Here is a 25945-nt window from a genome sequence, read left to right as displayed (position 1 = left end):
ACCTTCCTTCCCGGTTCATGGCACATCGGTGGCGTCGGGGGCGGCCGGGCGCCGCCGGGGGCGAGCGAGCCATCCGCTCGCGGTCATCACCACCACGACGACGGTGATCACGGTGCCCGCCGAGCCGACGGGTCCGTCGCTGAGCCGGCGACCGAGCAGCACGGCCGCCGAGCTCGCCGCCACGACGAGGATCAGGCAGATCAGGCCGTACGACAGGTAGCAGAGCCTGGCACGTGTCGGGTAGGCCAGGGCCCCGGGATCCCGACGGTCGACCAGCCCGCGTACCAAGTGCCAGAGGAACTGCCGGGTTCCGGTGAACAGGCGGGTGACACCGAACGCATGGCTGATGATCTTGTATCCGTCCAGCGGCGGCAGCGGGATGACATTGACCAACGCCTGCACGTAGCCGATCAGCAGTATCGCGGCCAGCGCCGGTCGAATCGACACGGAGGACGGCAGGACGAGCCACACCAGCCCGATCGGCAGCATCAGCAGGCCATTGGCGAACCCACCCGCCGCGGCGATGGCGATCTGCGCCCGCGGCGAGGACAGATAGAGGTAGCCGTCGACTCGGCAACGGAGCGTGACCATACTGACGGCGGTGACGGCGCAGCCGAAGTGCCGCGCCGTGACACCGTGCGCCAGTTCGTGCAGTGCGGCACTGGCCCAGGCCAGCAGCGCCACCGGGAGCAGCCAGAGCGGATGGTCGGCGAACCATCGCAGACCGGTGACCGCTTCGTCGATCCGCACCGCGACGGTGGCGCCCAGCGCCACCACGAGGACGAGCAGCGACAGCGCCACCGGAGCGGACAGCAGCCACCGCGTCCGGCGGTGGACCCACTCGACCAGCGCGAGTGACGCCCGGGACGGGGTGGCCCGGCCAGAGACCGCAGTGCTCGGCCCGCTCGTGCTCGGCCCGGTCGTGCTCGGGTCGTCGAGCAGACCACGTCGGTACAGCAGGCCGAGCAGCTGCTGCCAGTGTGCCTCCACCAGGCGACGGCGGAAGGCGCGGGCGTACTCCTCACCGATCTCGGCGAGGCTGCGCCTGCCGTCGAGTCGGGTCATGATGAAGTGTTCCCGGGCGCTCACCTCGAAAGCCCGGCCGGTACGCATGTCCTTGACCAGGTGGATCTGCGCCGGGCCACGCATCAGGCGCCGGCTGACCAGCACGTCCGGATGCAGCCGGAGTCGCTTGGCGAGGAGGGGGCCGCTCGTCACCGGACCCCCCGCGATTCGACGACGTCGCGCAACGCCCGGCCGAGCAGGTAGGCCAGGTAGGCCTCGTCGCGAATCGTGACGTGGAAGCGGTTGTTCGTCATGTGCAGGTACGGTGAGAGCAGCGTCACCACCGCGGTGTCCGGATCGGAAACCCGCTGCGACCCGTCGCCGTCCCCGGAGTCGAGCAGCAGGTCGCCGCTCCCGGCGAGGGCGCCGACCCGGGCGCGCAGCTCGGCGCAGTGCGCCGCCCAGCCCCGCAGAAAACCGGGAAGCCGCTGCGGATGCCCGCTGTCGATGGCGTCGAGAGTGGACGCGAACCGCTGCCGCAGCGCGGGTGCCATCGACTCGTACATCCTCTCGTACTCGGTCGTGCCGATGAAGTTGGTGCCGGCGAAGGCCCGGTGCCAGAAAGCGTGGTAGCGGTCCAGATAGTCGACGAGCTCGGCCCGGTCCGCGATGAAACTGCCCGCCATCACCATCATCAGCTGCGCCGCCACGCCGAACAGGATCGGGCGCATGTGCAGGTTCATCGTCCGGATCGCATGCAGCACCAGGTCACTGGACCGTTGGAAGTGCCACTCCGCCAGCGCCACACCGGCCCGGCCACCGTACTTGCCGTACTCGGGCTCGTAGGGACGGAAGCTGTACGAGTTGTTGGGCTGCAGCCGCATCCGGCCGTCCGGACCCACCAGGTCGGCGGGCGGACCGTGCGGGAATTCCAGTGCGAACAGCGTGTCGTACAGCTCTCCGAGGAACCCGTGCCCCATCGCGTACAGGGCCGGCCGCCGGCGCAGGAACGACTCGATCGCCGCCGCCGCGTGCGCACGGACCTGCCCGGTCGCGTCCGGACGCGACGGACGCAGCCGAAGGCGCACATGCGGTCCCTCCAGCCAGTAGTTGATGAAGAAGTAGCCGTCGAGCAGGCCGTCGCAGGTCAGCTCACGCACCAGTGGCGCGACGCAGTCGACCAGCAGCGGCTGAGGGTTCGCGGCGTAGAAGACGTGCACTGCCTGCCACTGCCCGCGCTGTTCGGTCAAGGCGCCCTCCGTTGCGTCTGTACCGCCAGTTCGGCCACGTGCGCACCGTCGTCCGAGTGGACGTGCAGCTCGTTCTCCGCAGGCAGCATCTCGCGTAGGACGAGCCGTGCCTGGGTCGAAGTGATCAGTCCTTCGACGCTCAGCAGCGAGAGCATACTGTCGAAGTCGAGATACTGGGGCTTGGCCGGGCGGGCGGCGGGCCCCGCCGGCTGGTGGACGGTGACAAAGACCTGCCGGGGAAGACGATGCGTGAGCCGCCACCGCCGCCAGCCGAGGAACCGTTCGTGTTGGGGGGTACGCGCGGGCGGCAACGGCAGGTCGGCCGCTGTGACGTGCCAGCTTCGCCGGCTGAGCACGACGTTGCCGTAGCGGACTCGGGGCCGGGTGCTCACCCCCTCGACGGGCGCCCCGGCCGGCACCCCCGCCCAGACGTCGAGCCGTCCGGTCGACGTCGGCGAGAGCAACAGCAGGGTACGGGCGACTTCCGGCAACGCCACCGGGATCAGATAGCCGAAATAGAGTGGGATCACTTCGCACCCGAGCCGTCGGGACAGCAGCACCAGCCGATCGGCTCGTGGGTCGTGGGCGACGGTGAGATCGTCGAGCGGGATCTGCTGGTGCGCGGGTGCGCAACTGGTTTCGCCGGGGTTGACGATCTCGTAGTCGACGAGCCTGCCGTGCAGGTTGAGGTTGGTGCTGGCGGCGCCCCCGGTCACCTCCGCCAGCACCGTTCCCGGCGGCTGAACCAGCCGCGCGTGCCGACGTAACTGGCCCGCGAGGTCGTCGCCGTGCGGGTGGTCGTGCGCTGCGAAACAGTGGGTGAAACGGCTGAACGGGAACGACAACCCGCCGTACGACTGGTTGAGCACCACGACCGGATCGGGCTCACGTGCCACGAGCTGGACGAAGTGGCTCTGGGCCAGGTACGGGGTCCGCAGCGGGGCGAGCCAGCCGGCCAGCTCCGTGACGATTCCGTCGTCCAGGTGCAGGTCGGCGTCGGGCCGATGGTCGGCGAGCCGGTCACGCATGTGCTCGGCGAGCCGCCGCCGGGCCCGATCGAGCACCGTGATGCCGGGCAGCCCCAGCCAGTTCTCCTCGGGCAGGTAGGCACCGTGCTCGTCGAACGGTCGGCGGTCGGCGGTGAAGGACACGTACTGGCGGTAGAGATCCTCGTGAAAATCCTCGACCAGCTTCAGCACGTCGTCGCAGCGCCCGCCGGCACCGAAGCGGGCCACGAAGAAGCCCTTGAACAGCAGCTTGTGCGCCAGCGTCGGGTCGAACGCCGGCAGGATCTGTTCGACGGCGCGCAGCCCCGGCCCGATCAGCCGCTGCCACCGGTCGAGATCCAGCCGTGCCGGCTCCCCGTCGAGCCGTACGTCCTCGTAGAGCAGTGCCTGCGGGATCGGCGGGGGTGTGGGGCTCAGTTCCGCCGCGAGACGGGTCAACCGGTCGCGAAGTTCGGCCAGCAGCCGACGTCGCTCCGCCAGGCCCGCGGCGGGATAGCGGTCGGTGAGAACGAGTATTCCGGTCAGCCGGCCGGCCAGGTCGTTCGCCCAGCCACGGCCCAGATCCCGCAACACGTCCCGCAGCTCGCCCAGCGGATCTGCGCTGTGCACGTCGATCCGCAGGTCCGGCACCTGCAGCATGCCGAGTTCGAGCAGGGCGGACAGGTACCGCTCGCACTCTGCCGGCGACGCCCGTTGCTCGTCGACCAACCATCGCGTCAGGTCGCCGCAGCGCAGCCGGGAGCGCCGCCCGAACAGGTCGATCAGGCGGTCGAGCACGCCGCTGCGGCGCAGGAAGAACAACCGGTCGCGGACCGCGTCGAAGCTGACCGTCGCGTCCTCGTCGCCGGTGGTGACCCAGTGCCGTACGTAGCGAATGCGATCGTCGTCGTGACGCCAACCGACGGTCAGCTGCACCGGCAGGTCGGCTCGCCGTACCGGGTCGGAGAGAATCAGTTCGATCAGCCGGCTGAGGACCACCACGTTGAGCTGGACCCGACTCCGCCACGTTCTGGGCAGGTCGATCCTGGTCGACGCGCTGCCGGCCGGCGGGCACCCCGGCCGGCCATCGTCGGACGGCTCGGCGACGACCTGGATCGGGGCGGCGGTGACCCGGCTGAACCAGCCCAGGCCGACGCCGGTGAAGGTACTGAACGGACTGGTCTTGCCGGCCGTACGGTAGACGTAGGACAGCAGCGTCCGTTCCATCCGGCGAATTCGCTTGTCGGGTACGGCGTCGCCGGGCGGGTGTCGCGGCAGCTGGCGGTCCAGCACGGGTGAGGCGATCAGCAGACCGAGCCGCAGTCGGGGATCGTCCGCGAGCCGCCAGAGTTCGTCCCGGCCGGCGGCGACCTCGTCGGCGAGCAGCGCCGCGCCCTGCCCCGTCAACGCGATGAGCTCCCGCTGGTCGGACAACCAGTCGGACAGCTGCGCCGCGGTGTGTCCGTCGAACCCATGCACCAGATCGACCGCACCCGCCGGGTCATCCGGCAGCACGTTCGCGAACACCTGCCGACGCAGGGCCAGCAGCCGTCGCCGTGCGCGGCCGTCCTCGTTGGCCTTGACCAGGCCGTGCAGCAGATCGCTCAGCTCCGCTGCCCGGACCCGCAGCTGCTCCTGGCGGCGTACCACGGTGTCGGCCCAGTCACTGGCGGCGGGGCAGCGCAGCCGGTGCACCGCGGCGGTGGGCAGCCCGGCCACCCGCAGCATGAACAGCGGGCTGAGGACCGGGTCCGGCGGTGTGGTCGCGGCCACCGTGCCCGCACCCAGCAGCTCCTGCACGGCGATACTCCTTCCGGCCCGCTCAGACCAGCTCGTAGTTGAAGTCGGCCGGGTCGGGACGTTCGTGACCGACCAGCATGATGAGCAGCGGGTACTCGTCGGTGCCGGTCAACCCGAGCTCCTCGACGTAGGAGACGTTGTCGAAGCCGAGCGCGACGCCGCAGCCGACACCCAGCGCCGAGGCGGCCGTGTAGCAGGTCTGCGCCACCGCGCCGATCGTCGCGTTGACCAGGTGGTAGCCGCGGTCGCCGGCCACCTGCAGCACCGCGGCCGTACGGACGGTGGGCACCAGCACCGCCGCCGCCTGCTCCAGGTTGTAGTTGGCCAGAAAGTAGTTGCGCTGCAGGAATTCGCCGGGCGGGCCGGTCCGGATCGGTCGTAGCGCGTTCCTGACCGGGTCGTACTCGTACTCGCCGGGCGGAACGTGCCGGACGTGGTTCACGAAGGCGTACATCTTCACCAGCGGGCGCGTGCCCGGGCCGAGCGTGTCGACGTCGAACCCGGTCCCGGCGCTCGCCGCCAGCAGTGCCGCCAGCGCCGCCGCTTCGAGCGGGACCCGCGCCTCGAAACGGCCGAAGCTGCTGCGACGGCGACGCAACGCGGTCCGTACGTCCATGGTGAGCGGCGGCGGGTCGGGCAACCGTGGCCACGGACCGTCGGGTACGGCGGTCGCCGCCGCCGCGCGCAGATCAGCCGGGCTCGGTCGGTCCGCCAGTCGCCCGAGTGTCGCCCGGCGCATCCGGGCCGGCGCGGAGAACGTCAGCACCCGGCGGGACCGCTCCCGGTCCCGGTGCCGTACCGCCGGCGCCGGCCAGGTGGTCGCCGGCCAGGTCGACTCCGGCCAGGTCGACTCCGCCGGCGACGGCGGCTGGTGGCCGGTCGCGTCGCGGGCGGGCGGACCGTCGTGGTCCCAGTCGAGCGGAACGACCGCGAAGACCCCCGCCACCTCGGCGTCGATGCCGAGCAGTCGGTTGAGCGGCGGTTCGTCGAACCACAACGCCGGCTCGATCCGTAGGCCGTTGGCCCGGGCCCAGATCCGCCATGTCTGGAGCGTCGTTCCGACGTCCATCGTCACCGCGTGGTACGAGAAACTGTTGTACTTGAAGGCGTTCTGCCACAGCTTCACGTCGACGATGAGAAACTGGTCGGTCCGGGCGGCGGCGGGCAGCTCGCCGAGCGCCGCGCGGACGACGCCGGCGACGTCCCCGACCAGCAACGGAGCGAGGGCGTGGTGCGGCGTCGAGTAGTAGTAGACGCCGGGCGTCAGCGGGCCGGTAGGCCCGCAGCACCAGTAGATCCCGCACGGATACAGCCCGCCACCGGAGGCCGTCCCTCGGTACCAGTTCGCCCGGGGATAGGACGGCAGCGTCGCCAGGTCCGTGTTCGCCTGGACGCCGAGCCGGCGTCCGATCACGGCGTACGAGTCGTGCAGCATCCCGGCGAGCGTCGGCAACGCGAATCCCCGACCGGGAGGTACCTCAGCTGGTGGATGCAGCCCGGCCTGCACGGTGGCGGTCGTCGCCGCCCCGGGGGCGGTCGTCGCTTCGCTGCTCGTCGCCAGCGGCAGCGGCAGCGGCAGCAGGTCCGGTCCGGGGAAGAACTTGCCCTTGCGCGGCGCGTCGCCCCAGTCGGGGGTGAAGTCCGCCGGCTCCATCGGCACCCGGCCGCGCCGCAGCACCGCCGCCGCGTACTCCCGGGCATAGCCCGTCGGGTCGCTGCCCGTCGGTTCGTCGGCCGTCGGGTCGTGGCGGGGATCTCGCGGTGCTGCGGACATCGCCGTACCTCCGATCAGGGAAATGGGTGGGGCACGGCGTGGATCTCCTCCGGCCGCAGGTCGCGGTCGCGCAGACCGGCCGCGTGCAGGGCGGTACGGGTGCGGGGCAGCAACGGCGCCCGTTGCCGCTGCCAGCCGAAATCGATCGGGACCAGACCGGGCACGATCACCTTGACCGTGTACAGCCCGAGATCGCGCCCCTCCGGCAGGGTCTGATCGACCACGATGACGTCGAAGCCTGCGGCCGCGATCTCGGCCACGCACCGGCGCAGGTCGGTGAGCAGGTCAGCGGCGGGTGGCTCGGCCGTGGCGAACCGCTCGCGGAGCGGTTGCGGCCCGCCCGGTCGGGCATCGAGCAGGAACCTGGCGTGCCGCGCCATCTGCGGTAGACCGTAGAGCAGCGGGTGGTCGTGCAGGCCACGGACGAGGTCGAAGTCATCCAGCATCGGGCGCAGCCGTGCCTCGTCCGCGTCGACCCGCAGGCGGAGCTTCACCGCGTCGGTGGCGATCTCGCAGAGCGCGGCCGCCAACGCGGCTTCCGGATCGAGGCTGGCTCCGCCGCCGAAGCAGAGCGTGCCCGGACCTGCGTCGCGACGGACCGCCATGGCGGTGACGACCGGCACGGTGAACGTGATCCGGGTGTCGAAGAACCGTGCCTGGTAGCCGTACATCGCCAACCGGTCGACCATCTGGCGGGTCTGCGGCCGGGTGCTGGTCGTCGGGTCGATCTCCGGTAATGCCGCCCGGCCGTACCAGGCGAGCAGGAAGGCGTCGCGTTCGACCACCTCCATCAGCCCGAAGTAGATCGCCTCGGTCAAGCTGCCACCGGAGGCGCAACCGTTCGAGGTCTCCTGCACGAACCGGGCCTCGGCCGGCGGTGTGTGGTAGTAGGCGAGCACCTCAGGCACCAGGACGGGGCGTTCGTCGCGCAACGAGTAACCCCACACCCAGCTCACCTGGGTGCTCCCGGTGAACCTGGTCAGGTGTGGATTCCGGCGGTAGAACTCGTCCGAGTAGACGCCGCAGCAGCGGGGATCGAGCGCGTCGTCGCCGAGGTCGTCCAGCGGTGCGACCACGACGGTCGCCTTACCCCGGGGTCGCAGTCCGGCGGCCCGCTCCAGCCCTTCGAGCACCGCCACTTTGGCGCTGGTGGCGTAGCTGTCGGTGTGCCCACCGTAGAGGGTCTCCCGCAGGTACCGTCCGGAGCGCAGGGTGAAGGCGCCGACGACCGCGGCGGTGGACGTCGAGGACAGGTCATGGATCGCGGACCCGCTCAGGGCGCCACACGTCGGGTTGACGAACGCTTCGACCTCGAACGGGTACGCCTCGACCGGCCGTAGCCGAAACGAGTCAGGACGAGGTTTGGGCGCCGGCCGCAGCACCGGCACCGCCCGCTGGCGGGTGTCGGGTACGCGCCGGGCGCACCGTGGGCATTCCGGATCCGGCACCAGGGACAGCGTGCGGACCCGCAGGCCGGCCAGGTCGACCTGGTGGACGCGTTGCGGCGGCCGTCGCGTTGCGGCGTCGTGCCGGGCATCGCCGGTCTGTGCCCGGATCACCGCCACCAGCAGGTCGACGGCGAACGGGGTCAGGTACGGGCTGGCGCCGACGGCGCGGCCGACACCGCCGAGCTCCAGCGCGTCGCGCAGGGTCGCCGGACGGACCGACTGCCACCGGCGGGCGAGGCAGCACGCGCATCCCGGCCGGTCGGTGCCGAGGTCCGGCAGCGGACCGATCACCGCATGGTGGCCGTACAGGAAGACCGGAATCCGACGGGCGCAACCGGGCGGCTCGTCGGCTCCGATCGGCGCCGTCAGCTCGTCACGCCGGCCGAGCTCGTACACCTTGATCCGTGGCCCGGCCCGGTGCTCCGTACTCAGCGCCCGCTCCAGCAGGTCGGTAAGGGGGTGATCGGTCAGGCCTGGCGCGGTCACCGGTCCTCCTGCCGGGCGAGCAGCACCCGGACCGTCGTGACACCGCCGATGCGCAGGTCCACCGGCGTGGTCTCGACGACCAACGGCTCGTAGCCGCACGCCCGGACGGCGTCGGCCAGGAGTCCCGGCCGACGCTGCCCGGTGCTGGTCGGCACGGCGACGTCGTCGACCGGTGTCAGCGTGCCCGGGTCGAAATCGGTCAGCAGCGGGTCACCACTGTCGACGGCGGTGCCGTCCGCAAGCTGCCGGCCGAGTTGGACGCTGCCGAGCAGATCCCGCACGGCCGCGACGGCGGCTCGGTTCCAGGACGTGTGCGCGCCCGCCCGCCACCCGGTGGCCCCGGTGCCCGCGTCCGTGTACCGGGCGAGCAGGACGTGCATCCCGCCCGGTGCCGCCGGGGTGAGGTCCAGCAGTTCCAGCGTGACCCCGAGGTTGTCCGCGGACTTGGCAAGGAACTCCAGCTCCGGACCGCCGTACGGGGCACGCAGGACGACCCGCCGCAGCGGGGTCCGGCCCCTGATCGCCGCCAGCAGCGCGAGATGACACCACGCCGAGCGCAGGCCGTGCCAGGTCGCCGCGGCGGCGGAAGGCCCGGCTCCGTCGCCGGCGGGCCCGGTCAGGAACATCCGGTCCCGGTTGTCGGGGCCGAGCGGCTGGACCGCTCCGGCGGGCACCCGGCGGTGTGCGCCGGTCAGCAGCGAGGTGGCTGTGCGGTAGCGGATCGAGGCCGAACCGCCGTCAGTGGTTCCGCTGGCGATGGCCAGCGCGGCCGGCGACACCCTCGGCAGGGCCGGTCCGGCCGGTTCGTCGAAGTCGGACGGCGCGGGGGGAGCCCACGCCGCGTACACCTCGGCGGCGAGATGCAGCGCGGCGCGCCTGGCTCCGGCGACGTGGTGGATGTCGAAGGCCGCGATCCGGCGCCGTGGCCCGTGGCCGAGCGAGACCTCGACCATGCTCACCTTCAGGGGGGTCTGTGTCCAGGCGTCGTCGTCGAACGCGATGAACACTCCGGCATGCCGACCGATCAGCACCGACCGGCGGTCGAGGTCGGCGAGGATCACCTCCGCCGCCGCTTGCTGGCCTTCCGGGTCGGCCGTGGTGGTGTCACCGGCCAGCTCCGCGTCCAGATCCGCCGGCGTCACCCGCGCTGCGGTCCGGTGGCCGGCCTGCCGGGTGGCGTGGGTGACGCATCGTGCGCAGGCCGGATGGGGCAGCAGCGTCTCGGCGAGTACGTCCACCGACGTCAGGTTCTGAATGATGATCTTGCCATCGGTCTCCGGCGGCAGCGCACCGGTGGTGATGCGGAAGATCTCGTAGCTGAGCAGGTTGCCCAGCATCGCGGCGACCGGCTCCAGCGGCTGCTGACCGCTGGGTGCGGCGGTCAGCAGGGAACTGGACCCGCTCCACAGGTCGGCCGCCGCGCCACGGTCGCCGTTGGCGCCGAGCCGCAGCAGAGCGCAGGTCCAGCAGCCGAGGCGCTCCGCCGTACTCATCGGTCCGACGACCGCCCGCTCCCCGAACGACCACATCGGCAGCAGGGTCCGGCCGGCCGGTACCGCCGATGCGAGCAGCGGTAGCGTCCGCCCGGGTGCCGCGACCTCGTCCGTTACGACGACGACATCGTACGGCGCCAGGTCGGACCAGGTGGACGGAGCCGGATCGATCGTGGCGATCTCAGCTGGGCAGCCCGCCGCGGTCAGCTCGTCCGCCTCCGCGAGGACCTCGGCCAGGCGCGGGTCGTCCTGGTCGGCCGCCGGGTGCACGCCGACACCGGCCACGCCGTTACGGATCAGACTTCGGGCGCAGGACCGGGCGACCGGGCCGGTGCCGAGTACCGCGACGGCGGTGTCGCGGAACCGGCGGAAGCGGGCCTGTGGACTGTCCCGGTAGTGCTCGATGTAGGCGAGTTGGGCGGCGAACCGGCGGTGTACCGCGGCCGGCAGGTCGATCCCGACCTCGACGGGTAGGTCCCGCGCCAGGTCCCGTTCGTAGAGGGCGGTCACCAGGTGCACGACCATGTCCCGCTGGTCGGGCCGCAGCGCGGCGCAGATGTCGGCGACCCGGTGACGACCGTCGAGGTACGGCACGAGCAGGCTGGCGAATCGGTAGGCGGATCGAGACTTCAGGGTGAAGCCGCCCTCGGCGTTGTGGAAGAGCACGCCTTCCGGCGTGCTGGTGAAGAGCACATCCCGACGGACTCGTGGCCTGGTCTGGGCTATTCGGTCATACGTTGCGGACAACTGGGCCACACCTTTCTCAAGACACCGGGCGGGCGCAGCCACGGGCGAAGACTCGGAGAAGTTCGTGCATCGTGTAGTGGCCGGACCCCTCTTCCAGCAGGTTCGCGTCGACCAGTTGGTCGAGTAGCGGCTCCGCGTCGGCCGCCGTGGTCCTGAGTGCGGCAGCGCCGTCGGCGGCGGTGAACACCGGCGGGGCGGCACTGCCGAGCCGCACGAAGGCGTCGACGAGCGCCGGGTCGAGGCGGTCGAGCCACCCACGGAACCGCTGGACCACCGACATCTGTGGATCGTCGGGCAGGGCCAGCCGGTCGATCCGGTCCGGGGCCAGCCACGCGACCACATCACTGACCTGCATCTTCGGCCGGGTCAGCAGTCGCGCCCCGGCGATCCGCAGGGCGAGCGGGAAGTGCCCGCAGGCGGTGGCGAGCGCCCGCAGCGCCGCCGGTTCGGCGTCTGCCCGGTCGGCACCGAGCAGCGAACCCAGCAGGGCGACGGACTCCTCCTGGTCGAGCACGTCGAGCCGATGGACCTGGGCGCCGCTGCGCACCACCAGGCCGGCCAGGCTCATCCTGCTGGTCACGATCACCGACCGGTCCGGTACACAGCACAGCAGATCCGCTGGAATCTGCTGTATCTCGCGGACGTCGTCCAGCACGATGACGGCCCGCTGCGGTCCACCGGTGGGCACCCGGGCGCGTCGCGCGTGCAGGTCCGCGGCGATCTGACCGGCGGCCCGGGGCAGGCCGTCCGGATCGGTCGCCCGAAGGAGGCTCGGCGTACCCGCGCCGCGTCGTTGAGCCAGCCGCGCGACGTGCACGGCCACCGCGGTCTTGCCGATCCCGGGCGGTCCGGTCACCACGATGGCGGTACCCGGGCCACGGTCCGGATCCAGCGCGGCGAGGATCGCGGCGCTGACGTCGGCACGTCCGGTGAACCGGGACGTGGTGGGAAAGGGCTCGACGCCGTAGCGGCTGTCGGCACGCACGGGTGTCCGAGGTCCGGCGGGCGGTTGTCCCGGCCCCTCACCCCGCAGGATGGCGATCTCGAGCTGCTCGACGGCGGTGCCCGGATCCACCCCCAACTCGGTGCGCAGATAGCTTCTGATCCGTCGGATCTCGGCGAGCGCGTCGGCTTGTCGGCCGGTCCGGTAGAGCGACTCGGCGAGCCGTTTCGAGATGCCCTCGTGCCCGGGGTGCTCCCGGGACACCCGCCACAGTCCGGGCAGTGCGGCCCCGACCTGGCCACACGCGAGCCGGATGTCGGTGGCCCGCTCGATGGTCCGCAGCCGTTCCTCGACGAGTCCCGGCAGGACACCGGTGCGCAGCACGTCGGACGGTACGTTGGCCAGCGGCGCGTCGTGCCAGAGCGCGAGTGCCTCGTCCAGCAGGTCGAGGCGCGCGGCCGGCTCGTGCGCCTCGGCGGCGTGCCGAACCAGTTCGCGAAAGTGCACGAGATCGAGCGTTCGCGCGTCGGCGACCATCCGGTAGCCACCGGGTACTGTCTCGATAGCGCTGTTCGATATCCCGTACTTCGTGAAGAGCTGCCGGAGACGGAGTACACAGGTCTGCAGTGCGGCCCGCGCGGCAGCGGGTCGTTCGTCATTCCAGATGGCCTGCCACAACGCCTCGACGGTGACCACCTTATTGGCGTTGAGCAGCAGTGCCGCCAGCAGAATTGTCGGCTTCGACGGCGGTAGAACGACCGAGTCCGCGCCGTGGGCCATGGTCAAGGGCCCGAGAATCCGGAACCTCAGCCGCCGATCCTGGCGCCCGCCCTCCGTCACGATTTCGCTGGTCATGACACAATCCCCGGGTAGCGCCCACCGATCAGCCGGCTGTTGGACCGCCTCTTTGGAGTCTGGAGGTCCTCGACATCCGCATCGAGGATCGCTCAGCCATGCTACCGAGGTCGATCAGTATCATCAATAGGAAGATCTAAATCTCCGACCGGATCGTCGATGGGTGACCCTGGTGCGTCGACACCGGTGGATCGCCAATCGCTCATCACTGGCTATTTCCGCAAACAGCTCTTATTCGACAGGCATCGCGCTTTTGGCGACGAAACATCACTCCCGCTGATGCCGGGTCGTGGCGCCGCGGCCGGCCGTCCAGGCGTTCCGGTACAACCCGGGGCTGCTCGTATGACACGCGAAGGGTTGCGGGCGATACTGGCCTGATGGGGCGAACCGGGACGCCGGCCGACCAAGGAGGACGCTTGACCGTGCTGGGAGGGGCGGACCTGCCGGAACTTCCTACCGGACCGTCGGAGCTCGAAGCAGCCGTCTACCGCTGGATAGTCCGGCACGGGCGCACGCAGGTATGGGACGCCTCGGAGGAGTTGGGACTCACCCGCGCCAAGATGGCGGAAGCCATTCAGCTGCTGCTGTCCCGTGGGCTCGTCACCGAAATGGGTGGCGACACGTCGCGATTTCAGGCGGCAAATCCTGAACTCGCGTTGATGGTGGCGATCGCTCCGCTCGAAAGCGTGATCCGCTGCTATCAGGCGCACGCCGACGAAGTGCGCCTCCAATATGCGAGCCTGCGGCATGAGTATCTTGAGGCGATGAGTCGCGGATCACTGGCGGTCGAGGTGATTCCGGGGATCGGCGAGGTGCGTGCCGCGATCAACAACGCCGCCGTGGAGTGTCGGACCGAGGTGATCGCCAGCCAGCCCGGCGGCAACCGCGACGCGGACGCACTGGACGAGGCGTCCCGGCGCGACGTCGAGATGCTCCAGCGTGGTGTGCGCATGCGTGTGCTCTACAGCCACACGGCCAGGTTCAACAAGGCGAGCCAGGCGTACGCGCGGCGGATGTCCGCGCTCGGCGCCGAGTACCGGACGGCGCACGAGCTGTTCGGAAGGCTGATCACCTTCGACCGGGAGGTGGCCTTCGTACCGCAGCGCGACGGGGCGTCGGGCGCCGTGGTGATTCGCGAGCCGTCCATCGTGGCGTTTCTCGGCGACGTGTTCGACATGATGTGGACCCATGCCCAGCCGTACGCGACCGCGGCTGCCGACGGTCTGGAGGCCGTCTCCGGCGACCTTGACCGTACGATCGCCAACCTGCTCGCCGCCGGGATGAAGGACGAGGCGATCGCGCGCCGGCTCGGCCTGTCGCTGCGATCGACGCGTCGACACATCGCGAACATCATGGAGCGACTCGGCGCCCGGAGCCGTTTCCAGGCGGGCGTGCTCATGTCTGCACGGGGACTGCTCGACGTGGACGCGGACACCACCGGCCAGGGCTGACGGCCGCCTGGTGGCCGGCACCCGGGAGCCGGTCACACCGCTGTCGGTGACGACACCGACCCGCCGGACAGGCTGACGGCGAGCAGCAGGAGGTCGGTGCGGCTCCGGGTGCCGACCTTCTTCTTGATGCGACGGAGATAGGCGTCGACGGTATGTGGACTGATCCGCATCTGCCGGGCCGTGGCGGCGTACGTCAGGCCCGCCGCGAGGTGCCGCATGACCTCGACCTCACGGTTGCTCAGCACGCCCGGGTCGGGAGCGACGCCGATGATCACACTTGCCTCCCCGTAAGTCACGATGACTTGCAGCTGGAGCGATCAAGTCTTCACCTTCCGTGACACTCCACGACATCTCCAGGGCGGTAACCCTTCATCAAGATGCCAGGCAGGAAGATGCCTCTCGGCGGTGAAACCTGATGCGTCCCGGCCGACGACGGCCCGGCCGGCGAGATGTCAAGTCCCGACTTCTCGTCGCTTTCCCGCAGACCGGTCGGCGTCAAGAGTGAAAGCCACGCCGGCGCCGATCAGCGCACTAGCTGGGGGGGAAGGTTGTCAACCGGTACCAGAGCAGACAGCGTCGAAAGCTGGCAGCCAATGGGCGCCAAGGCGGCCAAGCTGGCGGCCATGAGTGGCCTCGGTGTTCATGTCCCGTGCTGGAGCGCGGTTTCCAGCGACGTCTTCGCTGTTTTCCTGGAGAAAGTCGATGACATCGATGTGTTGCTGAGTCGTGCCGAGGAGGAACCGCAGCGCGTCGCGGCGGAGATGACCCGCCGGATGCGGGCGACCGAGATCCCGGTCGACCTGGCCGAGACGATCCACGCGGCGTACCTGGCCGCGGGCGGCGGCAGCGTCGCCGTACGTTCGTCCGGTCTGGAGGAGGACGGTGACAGGCATTCCTTCGCCGGCCAGTTCGACACCTTCCTCAACGTGACCGGGGTCGGCGAGGTCCTGGACCGGGTCAGGGACTGCTGGGCATCCGCGTTTTCGGCCCGGTCGCTGACCTACCGGGCGCGCAACGGCCTGCCGTCGCGCCCGGCCGGCATGGGCGTGCTCCTGCAGCAGATGGTCCACTCAGAGGTCAGCGGGGTGATGTTCACCGCCGATCCGACCACCGGTGCCCGCGACCGGTACGTGGTCAGCGCCGTCTACGGGCTCGGCGAGGGCGTCGTCTCCGGCGCGGTGGACGCCGACACGGTGGTCCTCGACGCGGCCACCGGAGCGGTCCTGCGCTGCGAGGTGGGCGACAAGCCGGAGCGCTACGAGCCCGCGGCCGGCGGCGGGGTCGAGATCGTCGAGGTGCCGGACGTCGACCGGGCGGGGCTGTCGCTGGACCGGGTCGACCTCGACGCACTACGCGCGGCCGGCCGCGCGATCAGCGATGCGTTCGGCACCCCGCAGGACATCGAGTGGGCGGTCGCGGACGGCCGGCTGTGGGTCCTGCAGAGCCGCCCGATCACCACCTTGCCGGCACCTGCCGAAGCCGGTGTCGAGCGGGCGGGCGAGCTGCGTATCTGGGACAACGCGAACATCGTGGAGAGCTTTCGCGGCGTCACGTCCCCGCTGACCTTCACCTTCGCCTCGATGGTCTACGGCGCGGTGTACGAGAGCTACGCACGGTCTTTGCGGGTGCCCGACAAACAGCTCAGGCAGATGCAGGAATGGCTGCCCGCGCTACTCGGCAGCTTCCACGGTCGGGTCTACTACAACCTCGTCAACTGGTACCGCCTCCAGCGAATCCCGCCGTTCTACGACGTCAACCGCAAACTGCTCGAGGTCGCCATGGGCGTCGACGAGGCGTTGCCGGACGAGATCGCCCAGCGGTTGCAGCCGTACGAATTCGACTCGGCCTGGGAGCGGCGGCGCGCCCGGCTGCTGACCTGCGCGACGTTCTTCTGGAAATACCTGCGGATGGACCGCGACGTCGACAGGTTCACGGCGCACTTCTACGAACAGTACGCGGTCTTCGACAAGCGCGACTACGCGGCGATGCCCGCCGACGAGGTGTACCGGGCGTTCCAGGACCTGATTCGTGGCCTGCTCAAACGGTGGGGTCCGATGCAGATGCTCGACTCCACGATCCTGCTGTCGATGGGCCTGCTCACCATGCTCGGACAGCGCTGGCTGCCCGCCGCGCCGCAGTGGCTGACCTGGGCCGCCGCCCGGCCCGGCGGCGACGTCGAGTCCGCCGGACCGGCCCGCGAGCTGGCCGCGCTCGCGGCCACCGTCAAGGCCGACGACGAGCTACGCCGGCTGGTGACGCGGACCGAGCCCGCGGCGATGCCCGCCGCGCTCGCGGCGGGCGGACACACCGCGTTGCTCGCGGCGGTCGACGCGTACGTGGCGGCGCACGGCTACCGCAGCCCCGACGAGCTCAAGCTCGAGGTGCCGGATCTGCGCGAGGATCCGTCGAGCCTCTACCTGATGCTGCGCGACGCGCTGCAGGCGCCACCGGAACAGGCCGGCGACGACAGCGCGCAGGCCTATCTCGATGGGCACCTGGGTGGGCCACGCCGCTGGATCTACGAACTCGTCCGCCGCAAGACGGCCCGGTCGCTCGCCGCGCGCGAACGCCTGCGCTTCTGCCGGACGAGGGCGTTCGGGTCGGCCAAGCAGATGCTGCGCGCGCTCGGCCGGCATCTGCAGCGGGTCGGCGCGATCGAGCGGTTCGAGGACGTGTTCCTGCTGCGTCTCGACGAGCTCGCCGGGGCGTACGAGGGAAAGATCGCCCACGACGAGCTGCGCGACATCGTGGCGGTGCGCCGGCGTACCCAGCAGCGGCAGGCGACGATGTCCGCGCCGTCGCGGTTCCGGACGTACGGTGCCCCCTACTGGGCGGGCAACCTCGAAGCCGGGGGTTGGACCACCGGCCCGCAGGCCCGCACCGGCGTCGGCGAGCTGCGCGGGACACCGTCGTCGCCGGGCGTCGCGACCGGGCGGGTCGTCGTGGCGAGCCGACCGCAGGACGTCAACGGCGGCATCCTCGTCACCTACAGCACCGATCCGGGCTGGGTCGCGGCGCTGCCGTCGGCGGCCGGGCTGATCATCGAACGCGGCAGCCCGCTGACCCACGTCGCGATCGTGGCCCGCGAGCTGGGCGTGCCGACGGTCGTCAAGGTCAAGGGCGCCACCCGTGAGCTGGAGACCGGCATGACGGTCCACATGGACGGCGGCGCCGGAACGGTCACGATCCTGCACGACCCGGACGGGGAGGGCACCACGTGAGCACCACCCTGGACTTCGCCGACGTCCGTGACTGGCTGGTCAGACCCAGGGCGGACAAGGGGATCCGGTTCCTTGCCGACGACGGTACCTGGGACTACCACTCGTACGCGGATCTGGCGCTCGCGGCGCGGCGCAGCGCGACCGCGATGACCGCCGCCGGTGCCCGGCCCGCGGACGTGGTATGCCTGCTCATGCCGACCAGCTACCCGACGCTCTGCGCGTACTTCGGGGCCTGGGCCGCCGGCCTGACCCCGTGCATGATCACCCCGCCCAGCTTCGCCGGCAGCGCCGAGTACGTGGAGCTCGTCTCGGGCATCCTGCGCCGCGCCCAACCGGTTCTGATGGTCACCACCGAGCGCTACCAGGAGGTTGCCGACCTGGCGTTGGTCGCCGCGGACCTGCCCGGTCGCGCCTTCTCGCACGGGCAGGCGGAGGAACCGATCGAGGTGCCCAAGGCCGGTCCCGACGACCTGGCGATCCTGCAGTTCACCTCCGGCTCCACCGGTGTTCCACGGGGGGTGCCGGTGACCTGGCAGAACCTCGCCGTCAACATCTCCTGCACCCGGGCGTGGAGTGAGTGGGCCGAGGACGACTCGATGGCCTCCTGGCTGCCGCTCTACCACGACATGGGGCTGATCGGTACCTTGCTCGCCACCGTGTGCAGCCAGGCCGACCTGTGGCTGATGCAGCCCGCGCAGTTCCTGCGCGACCCGGGCCGCTGGCTGGAGTGCATGACCCGGGCCACGATCACCGCCGCGCCGCCGTTCGCGTACGAGTACGCGGCGCAGCGGGTCGCGGCCGAGCGCATCGTCGGCTGGGACCTTTCCGGCTGGCGGACCGCGTTCGTCGGCGCCCAGACGATCGATCCCGAGGTGCTCGACACCTTCGTCGAGGCGACCGCCGTCGCGGGCTTCGACCGTACCGCGCTCACACCGGCGTACGGGATGGCCGAGACGACGCTCGGGGTGACCGCCACCGATCCGGGCGTCGCGCCGCTGGTGGTGCGGGTGGGGCCGGACGGTCTGCGGTTCGGCCACCAGGTGACGCTGACCCGGCAGTTCCACCTCGGTGAGGAGCCGGTGCCGGCACGTAGCGGCTGGCTCACCGGCTGTGGTGGTCCGCGTCTCGGCACCCGGATCGGCATCGTCGATGGCGACGGCGTCGAGTTGCCGCCGGGTCACCTGGGCGAGATCAGGGTCAGCGGGGAGACGGTCACCTCGGGCTACACCAACGACGCCGGCTCCGGCGGCACCCGCTTCACCCCGGACGGCCTGCGTACCGGCGACGCCGGCTTCCTGCACGACGGCCAGTTGTTCGTGCTGGGCCGGATGGGCGACAGTCTCAAGGTCCGGGGCCGCACCGTCTACGTCGAGGACCTCGAGGCCGCGGTCGTCGAGGCGACCGGTCTGTCCATCAGCCGCTGCGTGGTGATCAGCGCGCCCGAGACCGACCGTGCCGGCGTGCTGCTGCTCGTCGAGGGCAGGCACCATGGCTGGCGGGATGCCGCCTACCAGGCCCTGCGCTCCCGGTTGGGCGACGAGCCGCGGATCCGGTTCGCCCTCGGCGGCAACGGTCTGATCCAGCACACCACCAGCGGGAAACCACGCCGTCGCCGGATGTGGCAGCACCTGCAGGAGGGGACCCTCGACGCCACGATCGTCGAGCCGGGGGTACCCGCATGATCCTCACCGAGGCCGAGATCGGCGCGCTCGCCACCGCCACGCTCGAACGCATCGACCACCCTGACGGCGCCGCACTGATCCTGGAGGGCTCCATCGCCGAGGGCTTCGGCAACTCGCGCTCCGACATCGACTTCCTCCTGATCGCCGACCAGGAGACCGACATGCCGACGATGCCGACGATCTTCTTCATCGACGGGCGCCGGGTCGAGATCCGTACCCGGTCCACCGGGCAGATCATCGGCCACCTGCAGCAGGTCCGTAGGCACGTCGGGCGCACCGCGCGCCGGATCGCCACGCTTGACGAGCATCTGCTCAACCGGTGCCAGCGGCTGCTCCGCGCGCACGTCGTGCACCGCCCGGACCTGGTCGGCAAGATCCGCGACAACCTCGCGTACGACGACTTCGCCGCCGTCATGGCCCAGTGGTGGGCCGAGCACGCGCGCCAGTCCGTCCGGCATGCCGTGACGCTGCTCGCCCTCGGCCAGGCGGAATCGGCCGCGGTGTGGGCGCGGGCCGGCCTCCAACAGGCCGCCAAGAGCTACCTGGCACGGCGGGGCGAGACGTACATCGAGCCGAAGTGGCTGTCGCTGCAACTCGACCGACTCGCCGGGGATCCGCTGGTCGAACGCTACTGGACGATCGCCAACGCCGCGCCCGGTGCCGGCCGGGCGGTCGAACACGCACAGGACTGCGTACGCCTGGTCGCGGCGCTCGGCGTGAGCGGCTGCGCCGACGAGCCGCACCGGCTGGTGGTGGCGCGGGCGCCGGAGGTGACCACCTGGCAGATCGACGACCGGGTACACCTGGTGCGTGACCGCCGTGACGTGTTCGTCCTCGGCGTCACCGCCACCCGGATGTGGCGGCGCGTCGTCTGGGGTCGAGCACTCGCGGCGCTGTGCGCCGACGCCGAGCGGGTCGGCGTCGCCGACGCGGGCGAACTGATCGCCGCCTACCTGCGGTACGGCCTGATCCGGATCACCTGGCAGGGCGCCCCGATCTCGCCCCGGCTGCCGATGGCCGCACCGCTCGGCGCGATCACCCCCGCGCCGACGACGAGCAGCCCGATCCTCGGCCTGGCCGGGGCCGAACCGCCGCATCCGCGCGCGATCGCACTGCTGCCGATGCCGGCGCCGCGCTTCGCCGCCGCCGCGATGGCGCTGATGTGGGGCAACTTCATGATCGAGAACGCGCTGGAGGACCTGCGCGGCGCGCTGGACCGTGGACAGTGGCGGGTCGCCGCGCTCACCACGGCGCGCGCGGTCAACGGCGGGCTGCGCGCGCTGCTCAGCGCGTACGGAGTGAGCCCGCTGCCGCCCGATCCAGAGCTGCTGCACCGGCTCGACCTGCTGCCCGGCGGGTATCGGCGGATCCGGGTCCTCGCCGAACGGCTCTACGCGACCTCGGCCACCACCGAGGAGGAGGCCGGCGGCCTGCTCACGGTCATGGGGGAGTACGTCGCCGAGATTCGTACGGCCTCGGGCGGGGAGGCGTTTCCGTCGTCGTTCGAGTCCGCCCACGGCTGGCAACGCACCCTCGACATCGGCTACGACCTGCTGCGCCTCGGCGCCTATCTGGACCAGCAACTTCCCCTTGACGAAGCGCAGGACCTGCTTTCCAGTGGCGGTGTTCAGCCGCACGCGCGGGCCGGCGCCGCAGCACAGGAGGCGTGATGGACGGCGCGTTCGACGAAACGACCGGTTTGGCGATCATCGCCGCGATGGCGCCACGCCCGATGCCGCACGTCGCGGCGGACACCCGGCTGCGCGATGACCTGATGTTCGACTCGATCCGGTTGATCGAACTGGCGATGGCCCTGGAACGGCAGTTCCAGGTGCCCCCGCTCGACCTGGGTGAGTCGGTGGACGTGACGACCGCCGGGGACGTCCTGAACCTGGTCCGCCAGCGGCGCGGCATCGGAGGGCCGGCGTGAGCGTGCCAAAGAAGATCCTGGTCACCGGGGCGGCCGGACTGGTCGGCGCCGAGGTCTGCGCCCGCCTGGTGAAGGCCGGACACCGGGTGCATGCCCTGGTACACCACACCCGAGCGCTGATCGCCAACAACGGCCGGGTCATCGCGTCGTCGGACGGCGGGACAGCACCGGACGGCGGGACAGCACCGGACGCAGGGGCGGGCCCGGTGCGGCTGGTCACCGGGGACGTCACCGTCGGGCGGCTGGGCATCGGGCCCGAGACCTGGGCGGAGCTGGCGGACGGGCTCGACCTGATCGTGCACGCCGCCGCGATCACCGATTTCGGCCGGCCCCGCGAGGTCTACCAGGCGATCAACACGACCGGCACGGCCCACGTGCTGGAACTGGCCCGTGAGCGGTCCATCCCGTTGGTACACGTCAGTACCGCGTACGTGTGCGGTGAGCGGGACGGCGCCATCCTGGAGTCGCAACTCGACGTCGGACAGCGGTTCGGCAATCCGTACGAGGAGAGCAAGCTCGCCGCCGAGCAGCTGGTACGCAAGGCCGCCGCGGACGGTCTGCCGACCGCGGTGATCCGGCCCAGCGTCGTCGTCGGTGCCGCCCGCACCGGTGTGGTCCGCGACTTCAAGAACCTGTACGTCGTCCTGAAGCTGCTGTCCCAGGGCCGCATCCGCGCGATCCCGGGCTACTTCGACGCCTGCGTCGACCTCGTGCCGGTCGATCACGTGGTGGCGCTGATCGCCGCCGTGGTCGACGACTTCGCCCGGGCCCGTGACCGCACCCTGCACGCCGTGGGGGCGTCGGTACGGATGCGCCACATCTCCGACGTGCTCGCCGAGTACCCGTCGTTCCGCGTTCCCCGCTACCTCGCGCCGGCCACGTTCGATCCGGCCACCCTGCCGACCCTCGAGCGTGGCTACTGGGACCGGGTCATGTCGCTGTACGAAAGCTACTTCCGTCGCCGCCAGCACTTCGACGACAGCACGGCGGCGGGGTTGCGGGCGTACCGGCGACTGGCCGACGGGCCGAACCACCTGCGACGGGTCATCGACTACGCGGTCAAGGTGGGCTACCTCGGTGCGCCGCTGCCGGGCGTGGCGGACACGCTGAGCCGGGTCAGCCGCCGATGAGCGGCGGCGTGGCCTACGGGCCGCCGTTCCCCGCCGGACTGACCCACGATCCGGACAAGCAGCGGTACCACGGCACCGACAGCTACTTCCTGGAAGCCTACGAGCAACTGTCGGCGCTGGTGCCGGACCCGGTGCGGTTCGCGTACGGGCACGCCATGCTGCTGATGAAGCCGGACGCCGTGGCGTCGCGCTCGATCGGGCGGATCATCGGATGGCTGCAGGACGAGGGTCTGCGGATCGTGGCGACGGGGCGACTGCGGATGCGCCGCGAGGCGGTCCGCGCCATCTGGCGCTACCAGCTGAACCGGGCGACACCCCAGCGCTGCCTGCTCGCCGACGCGCTGTGCGGGCAGTGCGACTCGCTGGTGTTCCTGCTGCGCCCGGCCGGACCGGTCGACGTGCCGGCGACGGTGGCACTCAGCGTCGGCAAGGGACCGGCGGACCCGGCCCGGCGCCGCCCGGGCCAGCTGCGTACCCGGCTCGGCGACTTCGGCTTCCTGCTCAACCTGGTACACGCCTCCGACGAGCCGGCCGACCTGGTCCGGGAGCTCGGCATCCTGCTGGCCTACAGCGACCGCCGCGCGCTGATCCGCCAAGCGCTGGCGGACACCGACCGGTCCGACGACGCGGCCGCCCTCGCCGTCGCGCTCTACGCCGAGCACCCCCCGCACGACCTGGAGTTCGCCGCCTCGGCCCGCCGCCTGGCCAGGGCGGTGGCGCAGCTGCTCGCGACGGCCGCCCTACCGGAGCAGGTACGGCGGGCGCTGGACGACGGGCTGGCGTCGGTCACCGGTGAGCCGGCCAGCTGGCGACCGGTGGTAGAGCTGGTCTGGTCGGCGGACCTGCCGCTGACCGGCTGGGATCTGGTCGTGGTGGGCAGCCACGCGTTACCCCTGACCCGCCCGCAGTACGGGCAACTGCTGGCCGGCGCCGATCCCGGGCGGTGGCGGGCACTGGCCGCCGTCGCGGGATCATGACCAGCGCGGCCGGGCCGGCCCCGGCACTGGTGCGCTACCGAGCGTTTCTCGGTGCTGTCTTCGCGCCCGGGGTACACCTCACCTACGCCGTGCTGTGGGCGGGCGCGTACGAGGCGGCCGCGGTGCTGGCCGCCGGGGGAGCCTGGCGGCCGTCGGCCGGATCGTTGGTCCGGGCCGTGACGATCGTCGCGGTCCTGCTCTGCCTGCGGCTGGCCGACGAGCGGATGGACGAGTCGTACGACCGGGTGCACAATCCGGACCGCCCGCTCGTCACCGGGCTGGTCAGCGTGACCGAACTGCGCCGGGCCGGCCTCGCGGTGGCCGCGCTGGCGGTCGTCGTCAACGCGCCGCTCGCGCCCTGGTCGGCGGTGGTGCTGGCGGCCCTGCTCGGCTACGCCGAACTGCTCACCCGGTTCGCGCTGCGGATGCCGACGTTGCGTGACCGGCCGCTGCCCTACATCGTCGTGGCATACCCGGTGCAGCTGATGATCGGCGGCTACCTGTACGCCTGCGCGACCGGCACCGGGGTGGTACCGCCGGGTGCCCGCCCGGCCCTGCTGACCCTCGTGTTCGCTGCCGCGTTCCTGCACTTCGAGTTCGCCCGCAAGACGGTACGCGCACCCCGTGCGGGCACCCGGACGTACTCGGGTACGGCGCTGGGTGCCACCGGCAGCGGCGTGCTCACGCTCGGCTGGGCGCTTGTCGCGTGCGTCCTGCTGGCCGCGGTCACCGAGCCGTGGCACCTGCCGGTCGTCGCGTTTCTGCCGTACCTGGCGCTGGTCTTCCCGATCGCCGGTGCCGTCGCCTATCTGGGCGGTCGGGCGCGGCGGTGGCCGACGGCGTTCGCCATGCTCTACCTGATCGTCCTGGACGCGGGTCTGGTCGTCGGCGGGGTGCTGGCGTGATGGAGATCGGAGTCGTTCTACCACAGGGCGAGCTGCACGGCGGTCCACGAGCACTGCGCGAGTACGCCCGCGCGGTGCAGGACCTGGGGTTCGGCCACCTGTTCGCGTACGACCACGTACTCGGCGCCGATCCGGCCGGGCATCCCGGTTGGCGCGGCGTGTACGACGTGGACCACCCGTTCCACGAGCCGCTGGTGCTCTTCGGCTACCTCGCCGGGGTCTGCGACCTCGACCTCGTGACCGGCGTGCTGGTGCTGCCGCAGCGGCAGACCGCGCTGGTCGCCAAGCAGGCGGCCGAGGTCGATCTGCTCTCCGGCGGCCGGCTGCGACTGGGCGTCGGCATCGGCTGGAACAGCGTGGAGTACGAGGCGCTCGGCCGGCCCATGCGGTCCCGGGGCGAACGGCTCGACCAGCAGATCGCCCTGTTGCGCGCGTTGTGGCAGCAGCGGTCGGTCACCTTCGGCCACGGCGGCGAACAGGTCGTGGCGGCCGGCATCAACCCCCTGCCGCAGCGCCCGATTCCGATCTGGATCGGCGGCGCCTGCCCGGCGGCGTACCGCCGGGCAGGCCGCATCGGCGACGGCTGGATGCCCCGCCTGGCGCCTGGACCCGAGCTGGCCGCGGCCCGGGCGATGGTCATGGCGGCGGCCGAGGCCGCCGGCCGGCCCGCGGCGGCCATCGGCATGCACGGTCGGGTCCGCTACACCGACGGCGGCGCGGCCGGGGTCGCCGCGACGGCCCGGCGCTGGCGCGAAGCCGGTGCCACGCACCTGGCGGTGAGCACCCTCGGCGCCGGGTTCAGTTCGCTCGGCGAGCACCTCGAAGCACTCACCGCGATCGCCCGCACGGGTCTGCTGCGCGAGGACCAGCACGACGAGGACCAGCACGAGGAAGGACGCTGTTGATGACCGATACCCGGCTACCACCCCTGTCCGGTGCCACGGTCGACCCCGCCGCCGTGCACCGCCGGCACGCCGACACCGTCTTTCTCACCGAGGTCCGTCCGTACGGTGGGGGCGGATACGCCGCGGCGGCCGTGCTGCCCGCGGGACACCCGTACTACTCGGCGCACGCTGCGGCGGCGAACCGCCACCTCGACCCGATGCTGCTGCTGGAGGCCTGCCGGCAGGTTCTCATCTACGTGGGTCACGATCACCTGGACCTGGCCGAGGACACCCGCTTCCTGATGGACGCCTGCGAGTTGGACGTGCCGGCCGACGGGTACCTGCATCGGCCCGTCGGCCCGACCACGCTGACCATGCGCGTCGACGTATCGGTGGTCCGGGCGGGCAGCCGGATCCGCTCCGTCACGGCCCGGTGCGAGCTGTCGATCGGCGGTGCGCGGATCGGGCGTGTGACGATCACCTCGTCGGTCGTGTCCCCGGCCGCCTATCCGGTGCTGCGTCGTCGGGCCCGCGACGGGTCACCGCCGCCCTGGTCGGATCAGCTGTCGCCGCGTCTCGGCGGTGCCGTCGCCCCGGCGACCGTCGGCCGGCTCCGTTCCGCCGACGTGCTGCTCGCCGAGCTGCGCCAGGATCGGGACGAGGCCGGCGCGCGGGTGCTGCTGCCCTTCGGCCACCCGGGCCTGTTCGACCATCGGCTGGACCATGTTCCGGGAACCCTGCTCATCGAGGCGGCCCGCCAGCTCGGTGCCGCGTTGAGTCCCGAACCCGCCACCGCGGTGATGACCGGTTTCGCCGGCTCGTTCCACACGTTCGCCGAGCTCGACGCGCCCGTGCATCTGACCGCCCGGGCGGGGGCGGACGGCGGGCTGTCGGTCGCGGTGGTGCAGGGCGGCGCCGCGCTCGCCGCGTTCACCGTGCTGACCGGGCAGCAGCCCGGTCCGTCGTCGTGATCGGCAT

At 71.4% G+C, this 25945-nt stretch carries 18 protein-coding genes; 10 read left to right on the top strand and 8 right to left on the bottom strand.

Annotated features, from left to right (window positions below):
- Window positions 1–15: 15 nt before the first annotated feature.
- The 7 genes from ACN27F_RS02490 to ACN27F_RS02460 all read right to left on the bottom strand — a co-directional run bounded on the left by ACN27F_RS02490 (window position 16) and on the right by ACN27F_RS02460 (window position 12787).
- Window positions 16–1218 (bottom strand): peptidase M50, encoded by a 1203-nt coding sequence (locus ACN27F_RS02490; RefSeq protein WP_421430926.1) that lies wholly within the window; start codon window positions 1216–1218, stop codon window positions 16–18.
- Complete coding sequence (locus ACN27F_RS02485; protein WP_421430925.1) at window positions 1215–2255, bottom strand: lantibiotic dehydratase C-terminal domain-containing protein; 1041 nt, start codon at window positions 2253–2255, stop codon at window positions 1215–1217. The genes ACN27F_RS02490 and ACN27F_RS02485 overlap by 4 nt, the downstream gene beginning before the upstream one ends.
- Window positions 2252–5041 (bottom strand): lantibiotic dehydratase, encoded by a 2790-nt coding sequence (locus ACN27F_RS02480; protein ID WP_421430924.1) that lies wholly within the window; start codon window positions 5039–5041, stop codon window positions 2252–2254. The genes ACN27F_RS02485 and ACN27F_RS02480 overlap by 4 nt, the downstream gene beginning before the upstream one ends.
- Before the next feature lie 22 nt (window positions 5042–5063).
- Window positions 5064–6815, bottom strand: coding sequence for a nitroreductase family protein (locus tag ACN27F_RS02475; RefSeq protein WP_421430923.1), 1752 nt, complete (start codon window positions 6813–6815; stop codon window positions 5064–5066).
- 14 nt (window positions 6816–6829) lie between these two features.
- A complete protein-coding gene (locus ACN27F_RS02470; RefSeq protein ID WP_421439917.1) occupies window positions 6830–8710 on the bottom strand; it encodes a TOMM precursor leader peptide-binding protein in 1881 nt (626 codons plus the stop codon).
- Window positions 8711–8745: 35 nt separating this feature from the next.
- Window positions 8746–10935, bottom strand: a complete 2190-nt coding sequence (locus ACN27F_RS02465) for a TOMM precursor leader peptide-binding protein (protein WP_421430922.1) — start codon at window positions 10933–10935, stop codon at window positions 8746–8748.
- A 70-nt stretch (window positions 10936–11005) separates the two neighbouring features.
- Window positions 11006–12787 carry a BTAD domain-containing putative transcriptional regulator gene (locus tag ACN27F_RS02460; protein WP_421430921.1) on the bottom strand — a complete coding sequence of 594 codons (1782 nt, stop codon included), beginning with the start codon at window positions 12785–12787 and terminating at the stop codon, window positions 11006–11008.
- A 422-nt stretch (window positions 12788–13209) separates the two neighbouring features.
- Between ACN27F_RS02460 and ACN27F_RS02455 the strand changes: the two genes are divergently transcribed.
- Entirely contained in the window at window positions 13210–14238 is a 1029-nt protein-coding gene (locus ACN27F_RS02455) for a LuxR C-terminal-related transcriptional regulator (protein WP_421439915.1), read from the top strand.
- A gap of 32 nt (window positions 14239–14270) precedes the next feature.
- Here ACN27F_RS02455 and ACN27F_RS02450 read toward each other — a convergent pair whose 3' ends face one another.
- Window positions 14271–14513, bottom strand: a complete 243-nt coding sequence (locus tag ACN27F_RS02450; protein ID WP_421430920.1) for a response regulator transcription factor — start codon at window positions 14511–14513, stop codon at window positions 14271–14273.
- 273 nt (window positions 14514–14786) lie between these two features.
- On the opposite strand from ACN27F_RS02450, the gene ACN27F_RS02445 reads away from it, so the two are divergent.
- From ACN27F_RS02445 to ACN27F_RS02405, 9 genes are read left to right on the top strand one after another with little or no spacing between them, the layout of a single operon-like run.
- Window positions 14787–17459 (top strand): phosphoenolpyruvate synthase, encoded by a 2673-nt coding sequence (locus ACN27F_RS02445; RefSeq protein WP_421430919.1) that lies wholly within the window; start codon window positions 14787–14789, stop codon window positions 17457–17459.
- Complete coding sequence (locus ACN27F_RS02440; protein ID WP_421430918.1) at window positions 17456–19141, top strand: AMP-binding protein; 1686 nt, start codon at window positions 17456–17458, stop codon at window positions 19139–19141. Before ACN27F_RS02445 ends, ACN27F_RS02440 begins: the two co-directional genes overlap by 4 nt.
- Window positions 19138–20811: a DUF6001 family protein gene (locus ACN27F_RS02435; RefSeq protein ID WP_421430917.1), complete on the top strand. Its 1674-nt coding sequence runs from the start codon at window positions 19138–19140 to the stop codon at window positions 20809–20811. Before ACN27F_RS02440 ends, ACN27F_RS02435 begins: the two co-directional genes overlap by 4 nt.
- The gene (locus tag ACN27F_RS02430) at window positions 20811–21071 is read left to right on the top strand and encodes an acyl carrier protein (protein WP_421430916.1); all 261 of its coding nucleotides are present in this window, start codon (window positions 20811–20813) and stop codon (window positions 21069–21071) included. The genes ACN27F_RS02435 and ACN27F_RS02430 overlap by 1 nt, the downstream gene beginning before the upstream one ends.
- Complete coding sequence (locus tag ACN27F_RS02425) at window positions 21068–22201, top strand: SDR family oxidoreductase (protein WP_421430915.1); 1134 nt, start codon at window positions 21068–21070, stop codon at window positions 22199–22201. Before ACN27F_RS02430 ends, ACN27F_RS02425 begins: the two co-directional genes overlap by 4 nt.
- Window positions 22198–23178 (top strand): nucleoside-diphosphate kinase, encoded by a 981-nt coding sequence (locus ACN27F_RS02420; RefSeq protein WP_421430914.1) that lies wholly within the window; start codon window positions 22198–22200, stop codon window positions 23176–23178. The genes ACN27F_RS02425 and ACN27F_RS02420 overlap by 4 nt, the downstream gene beginning before the upstream one ends.
- On the top strand, window positions 23175–24083 hold the full coding sequence (locus tag ACN27F_RS02415) for a hypothetical protein (RefSeq protein WP_421430913.1): 909 nt from the start codon (window positions 23175–23177) through the stop codon (window positions 24081–24083). The genes ACN27F_RS02420 and ACN27F_RS02415 overlap by 4 nt, the downstream gene beginning before the upstream one ends.
- Window positions 24083–24988 (top strand): LLM class F420-dependent oxidoreductase, encoded by a 906-nt coding sequence (locus tag ACN27F_RS02410; RefSeq protein ID WP_421430912.1) that lies wholly within the window; start codon window positions 24083–24085, stop codon window positions 24986–24988. The genes ACN27F_RS02415 and ACN27F_RS02410 overlap by 1 nt, the downstream gene beginning before the upstream one ends.
- Window positions 24988–25938, top strand: a complete 951-nt coding sequence (locus tag ACN27F_RS02405; RefSeq protein WP_421430911.1) for an AfsA-related hotdog domain-containing protein — start codon at window positions 24988–24990, stop codon at window positions 25936–25938. The genes ACN27F_RS02410 and ACN27F_RS02405 overlap by 1 nt, the downstream gene beginning before the upstream one ends.
- Window positions 25939–25945 lie beyond the last annotated feature (7 nt).

Source organism: Solwaraspora sp. WMMB335, from assembly GCF_049179075.1.
In the GTDB taxonomy this organism is placed as follows: domain Bacteria; phylum Actinomycetota; class Actinomycetes; order Mycobacteriales; family Micromonosporaceae; genus Micromonospora_E.
The sequence above is the reverse complement of the archived record's forward strand: the minus strand, read 5'-3'. Positions and strand labels throughout refer to the sequence as shown.

What these genes read in the sequence shown, in the direction of transcription:
- ACN27F_RS02420 (WP_421430914.1), top strand. Translation starts at nt 22,198, where the DNA reads ATGAGCGGCGGCGTGGCCTACGGGCCGCCGTTCCCCGCCGGACTGACC.
- ACN27F_RS02415 (WP_421430913.1), top strand. Translation starts at nt 23,175, where the DNA reads ATGACCAGCGCGGCCGGGCCGGCCCCGGCACTGGTGCGCTACCGAGCG.
- ACN27F_RS02405 (WP_421430911.1), top strand. Translation starts at nt 24,988, where the DNA reads ATGACCGATACCCGGCTACCACCCCTGTCCGGTGCCACGGTCGACCCC.
- ACN27F_RS02435 (WP_421430917.1), top strand. Translation starts at nt 19,138, where the DNA reads ATGATCCTCACCGAGGCCGAGATCGGCGCGCTCGCCACCGCCACGCTC.
- ACN27F_RS02460 (WP_421430921.1), bottom strand. Translation starts at nt 12,787, where the DNA reads ATGACCAGCGAAATCGTGACGGAGGGCGGGCGCCAGGATCGGCGGCTG.
- ACN27F_RS02430 (WP_421430916.1), top strand. Translation starts at nt 20,811, where the DNA reads ATGGACGGCGCGTTCGACGAAACGACCGGTTTGGCGATCATCGCCGCG.
- ACN27F_RS02475 (WP_421430923.1), bottom strand. Translation starts at nt 6,815, where the DNA reads ATGTCCGCAGCACCGCGAGATCCCCGCCACGACCCGACGGCCGACGAA.
- ACN27F_RS02410 (WP_421430912.1), top strand. Translation starts at nt 24,083, where the DNA reads ATGGAGATCGGAGTCGTTCTACCACAGGGCGAGCTGCACGGCGGTCCA.